Consider the following 16,190-nt stretch of genomic DNA (forward strand, 5'->3'; position numbering starts at 1 on the left):
CGTGTTAGCTGCGGTTGGCATCGTGACCCAGGACCCGCAGGGACCATGAGATCAGCTTGCCCGGTTGGCGATTGTTGCGCTCGGTCAGGGTGGTACGCTCACGGGTCTCGCGATTGAGCAGAGAGACCTGACGGGTACCGTTGGCAACGTCGGTTACTTCCAGTCGCCACTGGCCTTGCGCCGATTCGCCGTAGAACTTGTTGGATAGCATCCGCATGTCGCGCAATCCCTTGGTTCGCACAAAGCCCAGTTGCTGCTGGTCGAGAGATTGGCCGACCAGGCTGTTGAAGGGGCTCAGCAGGATGCTGCGGGTGCCGGCGGGGGAGACCAGTTCGATCAGCAGATCGGGCAGACGCTGATGATCCAGACTCACCATCACCTGAACCGCTTCTACCGTCAAGGGTGTCGCGATGCGGGTTGTTGAGCTGGTCGGGCTGTTGCCCACATCCGCAATGGCGGCGGCACTGCCGGTGACATTGATCTTCTGCCATGGCAGCTGTACCAGCGGGGGCAGGGGCTGGTGATTGGCTGCCAGCTCAAGGGCCTTGTTGACGTCAATCAGACCAAAACCGTAAGTCGGGCTGAACCACATGCCGGCGGCATTGCGCTCCCAACCTTCCAGCCCTTTCACATCACGCACCTTGCCGGTGCTGCTGGTGTAGCTGACCATCACAGGTTTCTGTGTGGCATCGACCCGGGTTGCGCTGCGCGCCAGCAGATCCCGCAGGTCACGTACCGACAGATCCGGGTAGGCGGACATCAGCAGCGCCATGGCGCCGGAGGTGCTGGGGGTGGCGGAGGAGGTGCCGTTCATCACGCCGTTGTAGTCGCAGCTGGCATCCAGTTGCGGGTTGCCGTGCAGCCGGTTGGTGCTGGGATCGTCGGTGCGGTTGTAACCCATGTCGCAGCCGGGCAGATCCGTGGTCACCATCGCCGGAGAGTCGGTACCGTACTCGCCGCCGGTCGCGCTCAGGAAGATGTTGCTGCCGACGCTGGAGTAGGAGGATCTGACGCCATCGGCGTTGAGAGCGCTTACCACCAGGTTCCAGAAGTTGCTGTTGGAGGGATCGAGGTTGCTGTTTTCAAACGGCAATTTGGGGCCATTGCCGGTGCGGTTAAGCACATAGCCGCCCGCCGCTATCTTGTTGAAGCCGTTGCCGGCGGCCTTGATATAGGCCGCGCCCTGCACCTTGAGGGTCTGCTGTTCAAACAGACGATCAAGTTGGGATTGATCCAGAGAGTTGGCAGAGCGGGGATCCACCACACTCATGCCGTAGCTCTGGTTGAACACTCGGTTATCGCGGCTGGCATCGCTGTCGCCAAGGGCGTAGAGCCAATCTTTCTGCAACTGCTGGCTGTTGTCATCCAGCAGGTTAAACCCCTGCAACTGGGCTCGCGGGGCTATCCCCTTGGTACCGATGGCGTTGTCTACCGCCGCAATAATGCCGGAGACCGAGGTGCCGTGGGCCGTATCCGGATCGGTCGGTGTCGGGTCATCGCTGCCGGTCACCACGTTTTTCGAACCCGGGCGCACGTTCTCCGCCAGATCCGGGTGGGCGATGGCCAGACCATCATCCACCACGGCCACATTGACTCCCTGGCCCAGCACACCGGTGCGATGAGCCCACCAGAGGTTGAGATCATTGCCCGCTATACCGCCACGGGCGCTGAATCCATCCTGACCGCTGTTGAGCAGATACCACTGCTGATCCTGCAGGGGATTGGCACCTGGCAGGCAGCGCTCGGTGCTGCTGCGTCCGATATCCATGCCGCTCTCCTTGCCAGTGAGCGGCGCACAACCTTCATTTGCCTGAACGAGCGCACTGGGCAGGGTCGACAGCAGTGCTGTGATCGCCAGTGCTAACGATGTTTGCTTCATTATTTTTTTAACTCCATCTTGGATCGCACTCATCCTGAGCGCGACGGAAATCTATACACGGGTGACAGGGGTTCAAAAAGAGCCATTTTCAAAAAACGTAATGAGGTTCAAAGAAATCCGATTCAGTTTGTGGTAGGTATTCCAATGACACTGGTTATGTGTTCTATTGAGAATGGTTCTCACCGCTCACTACTGATCTTTTTATCTGTAATTTACTCCTCTCGCGACTCTCCTTCGCCGCAGCCATCTCGATTCGGGGCAATCCCGAGGGGAGCTCGTGCGCTCTTGAACGTGAGCGGCATGGTTGTGTGTGCCAATGTGAGTACAGCTATGCATTCGGGGGTGACAGCAAGGGTGATGAGGTGGGACCAGCGGTTTATTGCTTGGCGGCGGTGGATGGCTCTGTTATGGTAAATGAAATAGCCGTTTGGATGGCTGGATTGCTGCGGCTTGAGGGGCTTAATCTCTGAGAGCCACCCCGCCGTAGTCCCATAGTTTGATGCGTACCTGACAGGGAGTCCCTATGCCGTTTCGTTCCTTCTTATCTTCTCCTTTGACTGCTTCATTGCGCGCCACTGCTGGCGCCAGCACCTTTATTGCCGCGATGGCGGTCGGGAGCCTCTCTTTTTCCGCGGTTGCCGCCGATGCGTCCTTGCCGACCAAACAGGAGATCGTGATTGGTACCACGGTGGGGGATTTTGCCGACATGGTGACCGATTCCATCAAGCCGCAGCTGGAGGCCAGGGGGTACAAGGTCAAGCTGGTGGAGTTCACCGACTATGTGACGCCCAATATTGCTCTGGCTGACGGATCACTGGATGTGAACTGCTTCCAGCACAAACCCTATCTGGAGAGTTTTGCCAAAGATCGCGGCTTGTCGCTGGCGCCCATTACCCAGGTGCCAACCGGTCCGATGGGACTCTATTCCGGCAAGCTGGCAGCACTAGACAAGGTGAAAGAGGGGAGCACGGTGGCCATCCCCAACGATCCCACCAATCAGGCGCGGGCGTTGTTGATGCTGCAGGATCTTGGTTGGCTCACTCTCAAGGAGGGGATAAACCCGCTAAAAGCGAGCGAGTTTGATGTGGTGAACAATCCGCACAATCTCAAGCTGGTACTGCTGGAAGCCGCGCAGTTGCCCCGCTCGCGGGAGGATGTGGACTTCTCGGTGATCAACGGTAATTTTGCCGCCTCCAGCGGAATCCCGTTCAGTGAAGGACTGTTTCTGGAGCGCAGCTACGATTTTATCAACTGGGTGGTGGTGAAAAGCGCAGATGCGGATCAGCCGTTTGCCAAAGATGTGGCGGCGGCCTACAACTCGGCGGCTTTCAAAGCCTATGCAGCCAAGCGTTTCGTCGGCTACAAGTACCCGCAAGGGTGGGGTGGCTAACAGTCGTGAATATGGCACGACTATACAACGAAAACGCCCCGAATTCGGGGCGTTTTTTATGGTAGCAAGCCATCAAAGGGCGCTTCACTGGTTGCGATAGAAGCGGTTCAGCTCGTTCATCACCTGGATCATGGCGCCCATATCCGGGGTGCCGTGCTTGATCGGGCGATAGCTGTTGCGTTCCAGCAGTTCGAAGTCACCCTGCTTGTTGAAGTGGGTGATGGTGTCCCCTTCATAGATGGCGAAGTCGTTCTGATCCCCGGCCAGCAGCCAGTTGCGCGGGCTGGTATCAAACAGCGAGCGGCCAACGCTGTAATCGCGCGCCGGATTGCGCACGCCCAGCATCCCCTGCATCAGGGTCGGCGCCAGATCGAAATGGCTGCTTGGTTGTTCCCGAACGTCACTGCCGCGCCCAGGCCAGGCCAGTACCAGCGGTACCTGCACCTGATAGGGTGAGTAGTTGCTGCCTGCGCCCCAGCTGTTGCTACGGGTGTCGTTGAACTCCTGGCCGTGGTTGGAAGTGATGACGACGATGGTGTTGCTGTCCATCCCCTGCGACTGCAATTTGGTCAGCATCTGCTCAAGCAACTGGTCGGTATAGAAGACCGAGTTCTTGTAGCGGTTCTCCAGTTTTTGCAGGTTCTCCGCCCGATAGGCGGTCGCCGGATTGAAGTTGGCAAGCTCCGGTTGGAACGGCCCCTTCATGGTAGCGGGTAACTGGTAGTCGCCTGGGCTCGAGAGATAGACCAGCGAGAACCAGGGGCGCTCGGGAGAGCGCTTCTCCAGCCACTGTTGCCAGTCGGTCAGCAGCTTGCCATCGTCACTCTGTTCGGAGACAAACACCTGTTTGCGCAGACCGGCGAGGATGCTCTTGCGATACTTCTGGGCATCTTCCATCGCGCCGAACAGCCCGAACTGGTAATCCTGACGCAGCATCTCGTCGAACAGCACCGGCGGACGCTTGTCGCTGCTGATGTCCTTGTAGTAGTGACCGGGCAACCCGTAGAAGAGGCTGAACATGCCCATCAGGTCGTCGTTGCCACCACTCAGGTGATTGCGGAACGTCAGATGCTGATCCGCATAGCGCTGCAGATTGGGCATGTTGATGTTGTTGAGCATGTCAAAACGCAATGAGTCGACCACCACAATCAGCAGATTGTTGTGAGTCAGGGGGGCGTTGACGTTGAGCGGGCGCAGCGGATAGTGCATCCGGCTGTCGCTGTTATCCCCCTGGGAAGCAGCCTGCTTCTCGTACTGATCCAGATCCAGCCAGCCATGTTTGGCCAGGAAGGAGCGGGCCGTCATAGGGTAGGAGAGGGGGAAGTTGGCTCTCTGCATGGTGATCGGCTGATAGAGGGTCGCATCCGCCCAGCTGTTGACCACGTGGGTCAGAATAAAGCAGATCAGCAGGGCCAGCCCCACCTGATTGCCGTACTGGCGGCGCTTGCGCTTGTTGATCTTGCGCCAGACATAGGCCGACAGCAGCAGTTGCAGCAGGAAGATGGTGGGCACGGCAACGAAGATGATGCTCCAGATTGAGCCCTCTTCGGTTTGCGCCTGATCCAGCAGCAACTGCCATACCTGACTGTTGAGGTGGAACTTGAACAGCCGGAATACCTGGGTGTCGATCAGCAGCAGCACCAGCGCCAGGGTAGCGATGATGGCCGAGATGAACCGCAACGACTTCTCCTTGGGCAGCACGAAGCTGAGTGGGAAGATCGTCAACAGGTAGGTGACAAAACTCAGAAACGAGAAGTGGCCAATCCAGCTTACAACGAGATAGATCACGCCAAGCGTGGTCGATGGCCAGCTGATGGCACCCAGATAACGGGTGGCGATGAGCATGGCCAGAATAATGTTGAAGAAGGAGAACCAATGCCCCCAGGTGATCAGGCGAGAGACATTATCACGATAGGGGTTACCGGTTTCGACCATAGTGATCCATCTGCGTTGAGAAACGTCAAATCAACAGAGTCGGGGACTCAGTGTGCGTCGTGGCGATTATCGACCGATGCGGTCAGGGCCTGGACAAACTTTTCAGTGATGGCCTGGCGCTGGGCTGGTGCCATACCGTTGATGATATTGGTGGTCAGATTGCCAAGCACCATAAGGCTGAGATCTACCGGCGCTTTATGCTTTTCCAGCGCGGTGATCAGGTCGTTCATCAGGGCGTCAAATTGCTCGTTATTGTACTTTGATACGATAGGCATAATCTTCAGTTCATCTCGGTTCAAAGCGCCTTATAATACTTCACCCTTTCGGCTAACACTATGGCTTTGTGACATGAGTCTCGATATCGACAAGATCATTCTTCACTCCTTGCGCCAGGGCGGCGATGGTCAACCCCACGCCGATACCCGCAGCCAGACCCTGCCCCCTGATGAGGCGGTACAGGGACTGATGGCGGAACTGCATCGGATCTACAACGGCAAGGGAGGCAAGGGCTTTGGCTTCTTTGCTGACCCCGAGGCCTCCGTCGCCGAGCTGGCCGACGGTGAAGAGGCTCCCAAGCAGCCTTCACCCGCGTTTCGTATCGCCCTCGAACAGCTGCTCGACGAGCAGACCGAATTCGTTCCCTTCTCGGTCACCGTGACCCAGATGCTGGTCAAGCAGCTGGTGGAGCACGCCCTCGATGAGCAGGGGGTGCTGCTGTTTGCCAAATATAACTACGTCGGGGTCGATTATCTGCTGATTGCCCTGCTGGAGGGCAAGGAGAGCGTCACCGTCAGCGAAGCGCTGGAATTGCGTCATATCCAGTATCTGGATATCGGCAAACTCAATCTGGTGGCCCGCATTGATTTGACCGAATGGAAAACCCAACCTGATTCGCGCCGCTATATCACCTTCAGCAAGGGGCGCATTGGTCGCAAACTGGGCGACTTCTTTATGGATCTGCTGGGTGCCCGCGAGGGCATGGATGCCAAGGTACAAAATAAAGGCTTGCTGCAGGCGGTCGAAGATTATTGCGACAGTCGTCAGCTCGAACCGACCGAGCGCAATGACTATAAAAAGCAGGTCTTCAAATATTGCACCGAACAGGCGAGTGCCGGTGAAGAGATCGAAATCAAGGAGCTGTCTGCAGAATTGCCCGGTGACGGTGACCTCGATTTTTACAGCTTTATTGGTCAGGAGTATGAGCTGGAAGAGCGCTTCCCGGCAGATCGCTCTACCTTGCGTGGTTTGACCAAGTTTGTTGGCTCCGGCGGCGGTCTGACTCTGAGCTTTGAGCAGAAGTTGTTGAACAGCCGGATCTTTTACGACCCCCAGACCGACACCCTGACCATCAAGGGTGTGCCGCCCAATCTCAAGGATCAGCTGCTGCGCCAGTCATAATGTGATCCGGCCTTCATTTTTGGCAAAAAGACACCGCAGTTCGCTGCGGTGTCTTTTTATTTAATGGGGCAGGGGGTAGCGAAAGCAACTCGGTGCTTTGTTAACAAATTAAACAGAATTATCCATGTGAAAGGGTTTTCAATGAGGTGAAAACCCTTTCATTCATGTCTTTTTATTTCTATTTGGTAATTTAATTTCTTGTGTTGGCGAGAAATATGCCAATAAATGGCGCTAACCCCCTGAAATAAGAAAATGTTTTCAAAACTTTCTGGAAGGAAATACGTAATTGCATTTCAAAAATGCGAGTTGCGTCATGTGAGCCGTTTGCCGCTTGGGATAATATTCATCTCGCACACAATGCTCTTACAGCGCGGAACTAATACAAGGAAAGGCTCATGAAAAAGAAATTGCTGTCATCCCTGATCGGTCTGGCCACTCTTGGCGTCGCTTGCTCTGCTACTGCTGCCATCGATGAAGGCCAGCTGACCATCTGGATCAACGGTGACAAGGGATACAACGGTCTGGCTGAAGTGGGTAAGAAGTTTGAAGCAGAAACCGGCATCAAGGTTACTGTGGCTCACCCGGATCAGGTTGAAGTGAAATTCCAGCAAGCCGCCGCCACTGGCAACGGCCCGGACATCTTCTTCTGGGCTCACGACCGTTACGGTGAGTGGGTCAAAGCCGGTTTGCTGGTTCCGGTAACGCCGAACGCTGCCACCAAAGGCAAATTTGAACAGCTGGCATGGGATGCCATGACTGTTGATGGCAAAACCTATGGCTACCCGGTTGCCATGGAAGCAGTCAGCCTGATCTATAACAAGGACCTGCTGCCCGAGCCGCCGAAAACCTTCGAAGAGATCGCCAAGATTGACGAGACTCTGAAGAAAAACGGCAAGCGCGCCATCATGTGGGCTTATGACACCCCGTACTTTAGCTATCCGCTGGTGGCTGCCAACGGTGGTTACGCCTTCAAGAAAACCGCTACCGGTTATGACGTCAAAGATACCGGCGTGAACAACGCAGGTGCCAAGATGGGCGTGGGCTACATCTCCGAGATGATCAAGTCCGGTCACCTGGAAAAAGGCATCGACTACGGTGTGATGGACGCCAAGTTCAACAAGGGCGAAGTGGCCATGATGATCAATGGTCCCTGGGCCTGGAGCAACCTGGACAAGAGCGGCATCAAGTACGGCGTAGCGCCGCTGCCGACCCTGAACGGCAAGCCGGCCAAAGCCTTCGTTGGCGTACTGGGTGCCACCATCAACGCTGCCAGCCCGAACAAGGATCTGGCTATCGAGTTCCTGGAAAACTACCTGCTGACCGATGCCGGTCTGGCGCCGGTTAACGCCGACAAGCCGCTGGGTGCCGTTGCGCTGAAATCCTTCCAGAAGACCCTGGAATCCGATCCGCACATCAAGGCCACCATGCTGAACGCCCAGGCTGGCGAGCCGATGCCATCCGTTCCCGAGATGAGCCGTTTCTGGTCTTCCTTCGAAACTGCCCTCAAGAACGTGACCTCCGGTCGTCAGGGTGTTGACGAAGCTCTGGATACCGCTGCCAAGCGTATCGTTCAGTAAGCACGCACTACCCGGGAGGCCCTCATGGCCTCCCACTCTCTCAAATCTCTCTTGGCGTTATAAAGGTTAATTGGCATGGAAGTAGTACCTTCTGTTGAGTCCTATGCCGGTCCGAAGGATAAGCACACCTGGCTTAAGTGGACCATAGCGGCCCTGGTTGCCATCCTCAACGGCTACGCAGCCGTGATGATGTACGCCAGTGGCGAGTGGGTATTCGCGCTGCTGGATCTGGTGGTGGTTTCCGTCGGTCTGTATGTCTTCATGAACAAGAAGACCTATGCCCATCGCTACATCTTTCCGGGTGTTGCGGGCATGGTTGTGTTTATCATCTTCCCTCTTGCCTACACCATTGGCATTGCCTTCACCAACTATTCGGGGTCCAACTTGCTCTCCGTGGAGCAGGCGCGGGACTACCACCTGAAGAAAACCTACAAGGTGGCGGGCGGTGAATTCGATTTTACCCTGCTGGGTGGCGACAACGGCCAGTTCCAGCTGCTGCTGACACAGGATGATCAATCCTTTATCAGCCAACCTGTTTCCCTGATGACCAACAAGGCCCGTGAGCTGGCGTCCCGCGAGGGCCGTGTGCAGAACACCCAGCAAGTGGTCGAGCTGCAGCCCTTCACCGGCGAAGCGGCCAGCAAGGCCGCACCGATCCGCGCCATTGTTGAGCATCGTACTCACCTGAGTGACCTTGATCTGGTACTGCCGGATGGCGGTACCCACCTGACCCTGAGCAGCCTGCGCAAGTTTGCCGCCCAGAAGCAGCACTACACCCGTCTGATGGATGGTGCCGTGCTCAAGTCCGGCGTGGTGATCAAAGACAGCAACCTGCTGCGTGATACCCAGAATGGCGAGCTGATGCTGCCCAATGGCGAGACCGGCTTCTATCAGTACATCGACGAACAGGGTCAGTTTGTCGGCAAGGGTATTGCTCCGGGCTTTGTGGTGAGCGTCGGTTGGAAGAACTTCGCGCGCATCGTCACCGATCCGGGCATCCAGTCACCCTTCCTGCAGATCTTCATCTGGACCGTGATCTTCTCAACCTGCTCCGTCGCTTTCACCCTGGCTATCGGCATGGTGCTGGCCTGTCTGGTGCAGTGGGAAGAGCTCAAGGGGCGCGGTTTCTATCGGGTCATGTTGATCCTGCCCTATGCGATCCCGGCGTTTATCTCCATCCTGGTGTTCAAGGGGTTGTTCAACCAGAACTTCGGTGAGATCAACATGTTCCTGGAAGCGGCGTTTGGCATCAAGCCGGACTGGTATACCAACCCCTTCCTGGCCAAGGTGATGATCCTGATCGTCAACACCTGGCTCGGCTACCCCTACATGATGATCCTCTGCATGGGCCTGCTCAAAGCCATTCCGGAAGATCTCTATGAAGCGTCCGCCATGGACGGTGCCGGTCCGGTACAGAACTTCTTCAAGATCACCGTGCCGCTGCTGATGAAGCCGCTGACACCCCTGTTGATTGCCTCGTTCGCTTTCAACTTCAACAACTTCGTGCTTATTCAGTTGTTGACCAACGGTGCGCCCGACATCATCGGCGCCAGCACCCCGGCCGGTACCACCGACTTGCTGGTGAGTTATACCTACCGGATTGCGTTCCAGGGATCGGGTGGTCAGGACTACGGTCTGGCCAGTGCCATCGCCACAGCTATCTTCCTCATCGTGGGTGCGCTGGCGCTGCTCAACCTGAAATTGTCCAAAGCCGACAAGCAGCTGTAAGGAGGCTTCAACATGGCAATCGTACAACCCAAATCAGTCAAATACCGGGTGTGGGCAACCCACCTGGTCATGTGGGGCTTCCTGGCGTTGATCATCTTCCCGTTGATCATGGTTATCGCCATCTCGTTCCGTAACGGTAACTTCGCGGTAGGGGAGATCATCCCCTCCAATCCGACGCTGGATCACTGGAAGCTGGCGCTGGGCATGTCCATCACCAACGCCGACGGCAGCATCACGCCGCCGCCGTTCCCGGTGCTGACCTGGTTGTGGAACTCCATCAAGATCGCCGGCATCACTGCCCTGATGATCGTGACGCTCTCCACCACCTGTGCTTACGCCTTTGCCCGCCTGCGTTTTCGTGGCAAGTCAACCATCCTGCAGGGCATGCTGATTTTCCAGATGTTCCCGGCGGTGTTGGCGCTGGTAGCCATCTACGCGCTCTTTAACAAGATTGGTGACTATATTCCCTGGCTGGGTCTCAACACCCACGGTGGCCTGATCCTGGCGTACATGGGGGGGATTGCCCTCCACGTCTGGACCATCAAGGGCTACTTCGAGACCATCGACTCCTCCCTGGAGGAGGCGGCGGCCATCGACGGTGCGACCCCGTGGCAGGCATTCCGTCTGATCCTGTTGCCCCTGTCGGTGCCCATCCTGGCGGTAGTGTTTATTCTGGCCTTTATCGGTTCCATTACCGAGGTGCCCATGGCCTCCATCCTGCTGCAGGATGTGAACAATCTGACCCTGGCGGTCGGGGCCCAGCAGTACCTCTATCCGCAGAACTATCTGTGGGGTGATTTCGCGGCGGCCGCAGTGCTCTCCGGTTTCCCCATCACTGTGGTGTTCCTGTTGGCACAGCGCTGGTTGGTTGGCGGTCTGACTGCTGGTGGTGTGAAAGGTTAAGTTTATGGCCGGGGGAGCTGACTCCCCCCGCTATCACGATTTGCAAAGATTCAAGAGCGGAGCTCGTCATGGCTGAAGTAGTACTCAACAACGTTCGCAAAAATTACGATCCGGCTGTTCACAAGGACACCCTGCGCAACATCAACCTCTCCATCAAGGAGGGCGAATTCATTGTCTTCGTCGGCCCGTCCGGCTGCGGTAAATCCACCCTGCTGCGGATGATCGCGGGTCTGGAAGACATCACCAGCGGTGAGCTGACCATCGGTGGTCGCTACATGAACGACGTGCCGCCGGTAGAGCGCAACGTCGGCATGGTGTTCCAGTCCTACGCCCTTTATCCGCACATGAACATCTACGAGAACATGGCCTTTGGTCTGAAGCTCAAGAAGATGGACAAAGAGAACATCCACAAGCGGGTGATGCGTGCCGCCGAGATCCTGGGTCTTGAGCCGCTGCTGGACAGAAAGCCCAAGGCGCTCTCCGGTGGTCAGCGTCAGCGTGTCGCCATCGGTCGCTCCATCGTGCAGCAGCCGCAGGTGTTCCTGTTTGACGAACCGCTCTCCAACCTGGATGCCGCGCTGCGGGTCAAGATGCGGATCGAGATCGCCAAGCTGCACAAAGAGCTTAACTCCACCATCATCTACGTGACCCACGATCAGGTGGAAGCGATGACCCTGGCCGACAAGATTGTGGTGCTGAGCCCGCTCAAGGCCGAAGCTGCTACCAACCTGGAGCAGTTCGGTTCACCGCTGGATCTCTACCACAACCCGGACAACAAGTTCGTGGCGGGCTTTATCGGCTCTCCCAAGATGAACTTCCTGGCGGGCGAGTTGCAGGAGATTGGCGAGCAGGAGTGCCTGGTCAAGTTGACCTCTGGCGATACCGTGCGTGCCCGGGTCGATGCCCGCAGTGGCGCTGTGGGTGACAAGGTGGAGCTGGGTATTCGCCCCGAGCATCTGATGCCGCTGGATCACCCCCATGCGCACAGCAAGGTGAGCGGGATCGTGCAGGTGGCCGAGCACCTGGGTGCCGAGTCATTCGTTTATATGGATGTGGATGGCCACGACTTTACCGTCAAGGCGACCTCGGATGTGGATGTGGCGACCGGTCAAACCTACAGCGTGGGTATCCCGGCCGAAGCCTGCTACCTGTTCGATGCCAAGGAGCAGGCGTTCCCCCGTACCGCCAAATATATCCGTACCTGATTTTTTGTTGTGCCGGTTTTCCTTTCTTAATAATCAATGCCTTTTTGCCGGTCGTCAGACCGGCTTTTTATTGCCTGCGATTTGAACATGCAGATAGGCAAGGTAACCCGGTTCAAGCCTCGAGTTCGGCGGTAATATCGGGCACAAAGGTCTGGCTGGCCAGCGGCGGGCGCTCATACCCTTCGGTCTTGATGGGGGGGAGCTTGATAGGCTCGTAGTGGATCGCCTCGTAGGGCACCTTGCTCAGCAGATGGGCGATGCAGTTGAGGCGAGCACGGCGCTTGTCGTCCGCCTCCACCACGAACCAGGGGCAATCCTCGGTGTCGGTGTAGGTGAACATGTCATCCTTGGCGCGGGAGTATTCCACCCAGCGCGAGCGGGACTGCAAATCCATCGGGCTGAACTTCCAGCGCTTGATGGGGGTGTTGATCCGCTCCTTGAAGCGCTTCTCCTGCTCCTCATCGGAGACCGAGAACCAGTATTTGATCAGTGTGATGCCGGAGCGGATCAGCATTCGCTCAAACTCGGGGCAGGCGCGCAGAAACTCGCGATACTCGGCGTCGCTACAAAAGCTCATCACCCGCTCGACCCCGGCCCGGTTGTACCAGGAGCGGTCAAACAGCACCATCTCGCCAGCGGCGGGCAGGTGGGCCACATAACGCTGAAAGTACCACTGGGAGCGCTCCCGATCGGAGGGGGCTGGCAGCGCCGTGACCCGGCAGACCCGGGGGTTGAGCGGTTCGGTAATCGCCTTGATGACGCCCCCTTTACCGGCGGCGTCCCGTCCTTCGAACAGCACCACCACCTTCAGTCCCTCCTGCTTGACCCACTCCTGCAGCTTGACCAGCTCCTCCTGCAGATGGGCAAGGTGGTGCTCGTAGCACTTCTTGTCCAGACGTGGCCGCTTCTTGCTCTTCTCCTTCGCCATGGGCTTCTCCTTTTGGCATCCTTTCATGGGTGACTTCTTTGAGTCACTGTCAGCTTGCACCAGGGAGGCGTCACCTGCCAAGGGGGACGTGATACACTGCCCGCCCATCGCTGGCAACAGGAGATAACATGAAGCATTTTATGGAGATAGCGGGCCGCCGGATGGCCTATCTGGATGAAGGGCAAGGGCCGGTACTGCTGTTTGGCCACAGCTATCTGTGGGACAGCGCCATGTGGGCGCCGCAAATCGAGGCGCTCAAGGGCAGCTATCGCTGCATCGTTCCCGAGCTGTGGGGCCACGGTGATTCCGACCTGCTCCCCGAAGGTGGCTGCACCCTGGCGACTCTGGCGCGGGATCACCTGGCGCTGCTCGATGCCCTCGGGGTTGACGAGTTCGTACTGGTGGGCCTCTCCATCGGTGGCATGTGGGGTGTGGAGCTGGCGCGCATGGTGCCAAACCGCCTCAAGGGTCTGGTGCTGATGGACAGTTTTGTCGGCCTTGAACCGCAGATCACCTGCGAGCGCTACCTCGGCATGCTGGCGATGATCGAGCAGCTCGGCACCGTCCCTGCACCCATCATCGAACAGGTGGCGCCTATCTTCTTTGCCAGCCAGCCTGATGAGGCGCTGATGAGTGGTTTCAAGGCGCGTCTGGCCGCTTGGCCAAACGAGAAGATTGCCGCCATGGTGGCGGTGGGCCGCAGCTTTGTGACCCGCGAAGATCGTATCGAGTGGCTGGAGGAGATCACCACTCCCGCGCTGGTGATGACCGGCTGCGAGGACAAGGCCCGTCCGGTGCTGGAGGGCTACCTGATGGCCGAGGTGCTGGGTTGCCCGTTCAGGGAGATCCCGATGGCTGGCCACATCTCGTCGCTGGAAAATCCGGCCTTCGTCAATCAGCAGCTGACCGAGTTTCTGGCGGCGCTGTAAGCCTGAATGGGCAGCCTGAGTAGGCTGTACTACCAGCCTGATGATGGCCGTGAAAAAGGGAGCCGAGGGCTCCCTTTTGTTTGGTCGTGTCTCACGGTTCAAGACTCATAACTGTTACCAGATATAGCCCAGCGCAAAACCCGCATAAAGTTCGCCATCGTGCTGGACGATGGGGCTGTTTTTGATGTCCCGATCATACCATTCGTAGTTCATGGCAAACATGCCAATCCAGTTGGGGCTGAAGCGGTAGCTGGTGATGAGGGCTGCCATCGGGGAGAGGGTAGTACCGGTATCCCAAGCGGGCCGCTGGGCGGTTGCCTCGCTCTCGGAGATGCCGCCGAAGTAGTAGTTGGCCATCTTGTCGCTGCGCAGCATCAGCCCCATCCCCGGCATGATCAGCAGGTTGTCGTGCAGGATGGGAAAATCGGCCCACAGCAGCAGCTCCTGCCCCTTGCTGCGGCCGGTGACATCGCTGTTGGCCCGCACGGTCAGCAGGGCATAGGGGGTGATGATGTTGCCACCGATCCCGCCCTCCAGCTGCCATTTTCGCTGCTCCATGCCAGTAAAGGCCGGAGAGTCCTCGGGATCCAGATTGCCAAAACGGACCCGGCCATAGCCGTAGAGGGCCACGTTCCCATCCTTGTGGAAGTAGTAGCGGGCCCGATCCCCCAGAAACATGAACTGGTCGCCAAAATAGATAAAGCCGGGGATGGCGTAGAGGGCGTTGTCCTGCGCTTCATAACGGGCCTGTCCCCCGATGAGCGCAGCTCCGACGACAAAGCCCTGTGGCACCGGGCTGGTAGGGCTGTCGCTGGTGAGCAGATCCATGGCGCCAAGATCGATATCGGCACGCGCTGGCATGGCGGCAGCGAGGAGCAGGGCCGTCAGCCCTGCTGCTCTGATTTGACGAAAAAAGGTCATGGACACTCCGTTGTCACGATTGCAGGGGAAGCAGGTTATTTTGCGGCACTGGGCATCTCTTCACGTTTTGGCCAGGCATTGATCACCGCCTTGACCAGGGTGGCGAGGGGAATGGCGAAGAAGACTCCCCAGAATCCCCACAAGCCGCCGAAGACCAGCACGGCGATGATGATGGCCACCGGATGGAGGTTGACCGCTTCCGAGAAAAGCACCGGCACCAGCAGGTTGCCATCGAGGGCCTGAATGACCAGATAGGCCACCATCAGCCAGGCGAATTCGGGGGTGAGCCCCCACTGGAACAGGGCCACCATGGCTACCGGAACCGTCACCACGGCGGCGCCGATATAAGGGATCAGCACCGAGAAGCCGACCGCGACCGCCAGCAGCACCGAGTAGCGCAGTCCCATCAGGGCGAAGGGAACATAGGTGGCGATGCCGACGATGAGGATCTCGATCACCTTGCCGCGGATGTAGTTGATGATCTGGTTGTTCATCTCGACCCACACCCGGTTGACCAGGGTGCGGTTGCGCGGCAGGAAGCGGCGCAGGCTGCCCATCAGTACCCGCTTGTCTTTGAGCATAAAGAAGACCATCAGCGGTACCAGAATGAGGTAGATCATGATGGCAACCACGTTGACCAGCGAGCTGAGGGAGGCGCTCACCAGATGCTCGCCGCCACTGAGGATACGCTGGCGAATATTATCGATGACGGTCTCCACCAGACTGACGTCGATGAGCTCGGGGTAGCGGTCGGGCAGGGTGCGCACATAATCCTGAGCGTGGGTCAGCATGGCGGGCGCCTCTTTGGCCAGATTGATCCCCTGACTCACCAGCGTCGGGATAAGACCCAGCAAGGAGGCCACAGCCACCGCAATAAAGAGGATCAGGATGACGCTGGTGGCCAGGGTGCGCGACAGCCCCGCTTTTTGCAGCCGGGCGACCGGCCACTCCAGCAGGTAGGCCATTACCAGTGCCACCAGCAGGGGGGCCAGCAGATCGCCAAACAGCCAGATGATGGCAAAGCAGAACACCAGCAACAGGAACAGGGTAACGGCATCGGGATCGGAAAAACGGGTCTGATACCAGTGCTTCAATACTTCTAACATGACGGCATCCTTACATCACTGGGGCTCAAGATGGCTGTTTCGCCCCGACAACCAACTGCAAAGAGAGGGTATTGTCCGGTTCTTGCTGCATCTCGACATGGTGGCCCTGACGGTGCAGATAGGCCGGAATATCCTGCCGGGAGCCCGCATCGGCCAGCCGGATGGTGACGGTTTGACCGCTTTTGGCCTCCCTTAACCAGAGCTTGAGCCGGATCAGCGGCTCGGGGCAACGCCAGGGGGTCAGGTCGAGAACTTCCATGGGGGCTCCATCAGGCAGGTGGCCGCTATTAT

General features: G+C 57.8%; 14 protein-coding genes. 7 read left to right on the plus strand and 7 right to left on the minus strand.

Annotated features, from left to right (window positions below):
* Window positions 1-4 precede the first annotated feature (4 nt).
* Window positions 5-1,879, minus strand: a complete 1,875-nt coding sequence (locus G5332_RS05045; RefSeq protein WP_421311157.1) for a S8 family serine peptidase — start codon at window positions 1,877-1,879, stop codon at window positions 5-7.
* Between the two features lie 604 nt (window positions 1,880-2,483).
* On the opposite strand from G5332_RS05045, the gene G5332_RS05050 reads away from it, so the two are divergent.
* Entirely contained in the window at window positions 2,484-3,269 is a 786-nt protein-coding gene (locus G5332_RS05050; RefSeq protein ID WP_181222306.1) for a MetQ/NlpA family ABC transporter substrate-binding protein, read from the plus strand.
* Window positions 3,270-3,353: 84 nt separating this feature from the next.
* On the opposite strand, the gene G5332_RS05055 is transcribed toward G5332_RS05050, so the two are convergent.
* Both G5332_RS05055 and G5332_RS05060 read right to left on the minus strand, forming a co-directional pair.
* Complete coding sequence (locus G5332_RS05055) at window positions 3,354-5,204, minus strand: DUF3413 domain-containing protein (protein WP_005352950.1); 1,851 nt, start codon at window positions 5,202-5,204, stop codon at window positions 3,354-3,356.
* A 47-nt stretch (window positions 5,205-5,251) separates the two neighbouring features.
* Window positions 5,252-5,479 (minus strand): YejL family protein, encoded by a 228-nt coding sequence (locus G5332_RS05060; protein ID WP_005333874.1) that lies wholly within the window; start codon window positions 5,477-5,479, stop codon window positions 5,252-5,254.
* A gap of 73 nt (window positions 5,480-5,552) precedes the next feature.
* On the opposite strand from G5332_RS05060, the gene yejK reads away from it, so the two are divergent.
* From yejK to G5332_RS05085, 5 genes are all read left to right on the plus strand, one after another.
* On the plus strand, window positions 5,553-6,602 hold the full coding sequence (yejK, locus tag G5332_RS05065; RefSeq protein ID WP_257724866.1) for a nucleoid-associated protein YejK: 1,050 nt from the start codon (window positions 5,553-5,555) through the stop codon (window positions 6,600-6,602).
* Window positions 6,603-6,997: 395 nt separating this feature from the next.
* Window positions 6,998-8,179 carry a maltose/maltodextrin ABC transporter substrate-binding protein MalE gene (malE, locus tag G5332_RS05070; protein ID WP_005333871.1) on the plus strand — a complete coding sequence of 394 codons (1,182 nt, stop codon included), beginning with the start codon at window positions 6,998-7,000 and terminating at the stop codon, window positions 8,177-8,179.
* A 75-nt stretch (window positions 8,180-8,254) separates the two neighbouring features.
* On the plus strand, window positions 8,255-9,907 hold the full coding sequence (malF, locus tag G5332_RS05075) for a maltose ABC transporter permease MalF (protein WP_005333870.1): 1,653 nt from the start codon (window positions 8,255-8,257) through the stop codon (window positions 9,905-9,907).
* 12 nt (window positions 9,908-9,919) lie between these two features.
* Window positions 9,920-10,810 (plus strand): maltose ABC transporter permease MalG, encoded by an 891-nt coding sequence (gene malG, locus G5332_RS05080; protein WP_005333868.1) that lies wholly within the window; start codon window positions 9,920-9,922, stop codon window positions 10,808-10,810.
* Between the two features lie 68 nt (window positions 10,811-10,878).
* Window positions 10,879-12,015, plus strand: coding sequence for an ABC transporter ATP-binding protein (locus tag G5332_RS05085; protein ID WP_421311158.1), 1,137 nt, complete (start codon window positions 10,879-10,881; stop codon window positions 12,013-12,015).
* Between the two features lie 112 nt (window positions 12,016-12,127).
* Here the strand turns inward: G5332_RS05085 and ppk2 are convergent, their stop codons facing one another.
* On the minus strand, window positions 12,128-12,943 hold the full coding sequence (gene ppk2 / locus G5332_RS05090) for a polyphosphate kinase 2 (protein ID WP_421311185.1): 816 nt from the start codon (window positions 12,941-12,943) through the stop codon (window positions 12,128-12,130).
* A 128-nt stretch (window positions 12,944-13,071) separates the two neighbouring features.
* Between ppk2 and G5332_RS05095 the strand changes: the two genes are divergently transcribed.
* Complete coding sequence (locus tag G5332_RS05095) at window positions 13,072-13,872, plus strand: alpha/beta fold hydrolase (protein ID WP_124929167.1); 801 nt, start codon at window positions 13,072-13,074, stop codon at window positions 13,870-13,872.
* Between the two features lie 114 nt (window positions 13,873-13,986).
* Here G5332_RS05095 and G5332_RS05100 read toward each other — a convergent pair whose 3' ends face one another.
* From G5332_RS05100 to G5332_RS05110, 3 genes are read right to left on the minus strand one after another with little or no spacing between them, the layout of a single operon-like run.
* Window positions 13,987-14,793 (minus strand): MipA/OmpV family protein, encoded by an 807-nt coding sequence (locus G5332_RS05100; protein ID WP_421311159.1) that lies wholly within the window; start codon window positions 14,791-14,793, stop codon window positions 13,987-13,989.
* 35 nt (window positions 14,794-14,828) lie between these two features.
* Complete coding sequence (locus G5332_RS05105; RefSeq protein WP_421249505.1) at window positions 14,829-15,899, minus strand: AI-2E family transporter; 1,071 nt, start codon at window positions 15,897-15,899, stop codon at window positions 14,829-14,831.
* A 25-nt stretch (window positions 15,900-15,924) separates the two neighbouring features.
* The gene (locus G5332_RS05110) at window positions 15,925-16,158 is read right to left on the minus strand and encodes a sulfurtransferase TusA family protein (RefSeq protein WP_193859642.1); all 234 of its coding nucleotides are present in this window, start codon (window positions 16,156-16,158) and stop codon (window positions 15,925-15,927) included.
* Window positions 16,159-16,190 lie beyond the last annotated feature (32 nt).

It is taken from the genome of Aeromonas sp. 603757 (assembly GCF_049171255.1).
Taxonomy (GTDB): Bacteria; Pseudomonadota; Gammaproteobacteria; order Enterobacterales; family Aeromonadaceae; genus Aeromonas; species Aeromonas veronii_A.

What these genes read in the sequence shown, in the direction of transcription:
- G5332_RS05045 (WP_421311157.1), bottom strand. Translation starts at nt 1,879, where the DNA reads ATGAAGCAAACATCGTTAGCACTGGCGATCACAGCACTGCTGTCGACC.
- G5332_RS05050 (WP_181222306.1), top strand. Translation starts at nt 2,484, where the DNA reads ATGGCGGTCGGGAGCCTCTCTTTTTCCGCGGTTGCCGCCGATGCGTCC.
- G5332_RS05055 (WP_005352950.1), bottom strand. Translation starts at nt 5,204, where the DNA reads ATGGTCGAAACCGGTAACCCCTATCGTGATAATGTCTCTCGCCTGATC.
- G5332_RS05060 (WP_005333874.1), bottom strand. Translation starts at nt 5,479, where the DNA reads ATGCCTATCGTATCAAAGTACAATAACGAGCAATTTGACGCCCTGATG.
- yejK (WP_257724866.1), top strand. Translation starts at nt 5,553, where the DNA reads ATGAGTCTCGATATCGACAAGATCATTCTTCACTCCTTGCGCCAGGGC.
- malE (WP_005333871.1), top strand. Translation starts at nt 6,998, where the DNA reads ATGAAAAAGAAATTGCTGTCATCCCTGATCGGTCTGGCCACTCTTGGC.
- malF (WP_005333870.1), top strand. Translation starts at nt 8,255, where the DNA reads ATGGAAGTAGTACCTTCTGTTGAGTCCTATGCCGGTCCGAAGGATAAG.
- malG (WP_005333868.1), top strand. Translation starts at nt 9,920, where the DNA reads ATGGCAATCGTACAACCCAAATCAGTCAAATACCGGGTGTGGGCAACC.
- G5332_RS05085 (WP_421311158.1), top strand. Translation starts at nt 10,879, where the DNA reads ATGGCTGAAGTAGTACTCAACAACGTTCGCAAAAATTACGATCCGGCT.
- ppk2 (WP_421311185.1), bottom strand. Translation starts at nt 12,943, where the DNA reads ATGGCGAAGGAGAAGAGCAAGAAGCGGCCACGTCTGGACAAGAAGTGC.
- G5332_RS05095 (WP_124929167.1), top strand. Translation starts at nt 13,072, where the DNA reads ATGAAGCATTTTATGGAGATAGCGGGCCGCCGGATGGCCTATCTGGAT.
- G5332_RS05100 (WP_421311159.1), bottom strand. Translation starts at nt 14,793, where the DNA reads ATGACCTTTTTTCGTCAAATCAGAGCAGCAGGGCTGACGGCCCTGCTC.
- G5332_RS05105 (WP_421249505.1), bottom strand. Translation starts at nt 15,899, where the DNA reads ATGTTAGAAGTATTGAAGCACTGGTATCAGACCCGTTTTTCCGATCCC.
- G5332_RS05110 (WP_193859642.1), bottom strand. Translation starts at nt 16,158, where the DNA reads ATGGAAGTTCTCGACCTGACCCCCTGGCGTTGCCCCGAGCCGCTGATC.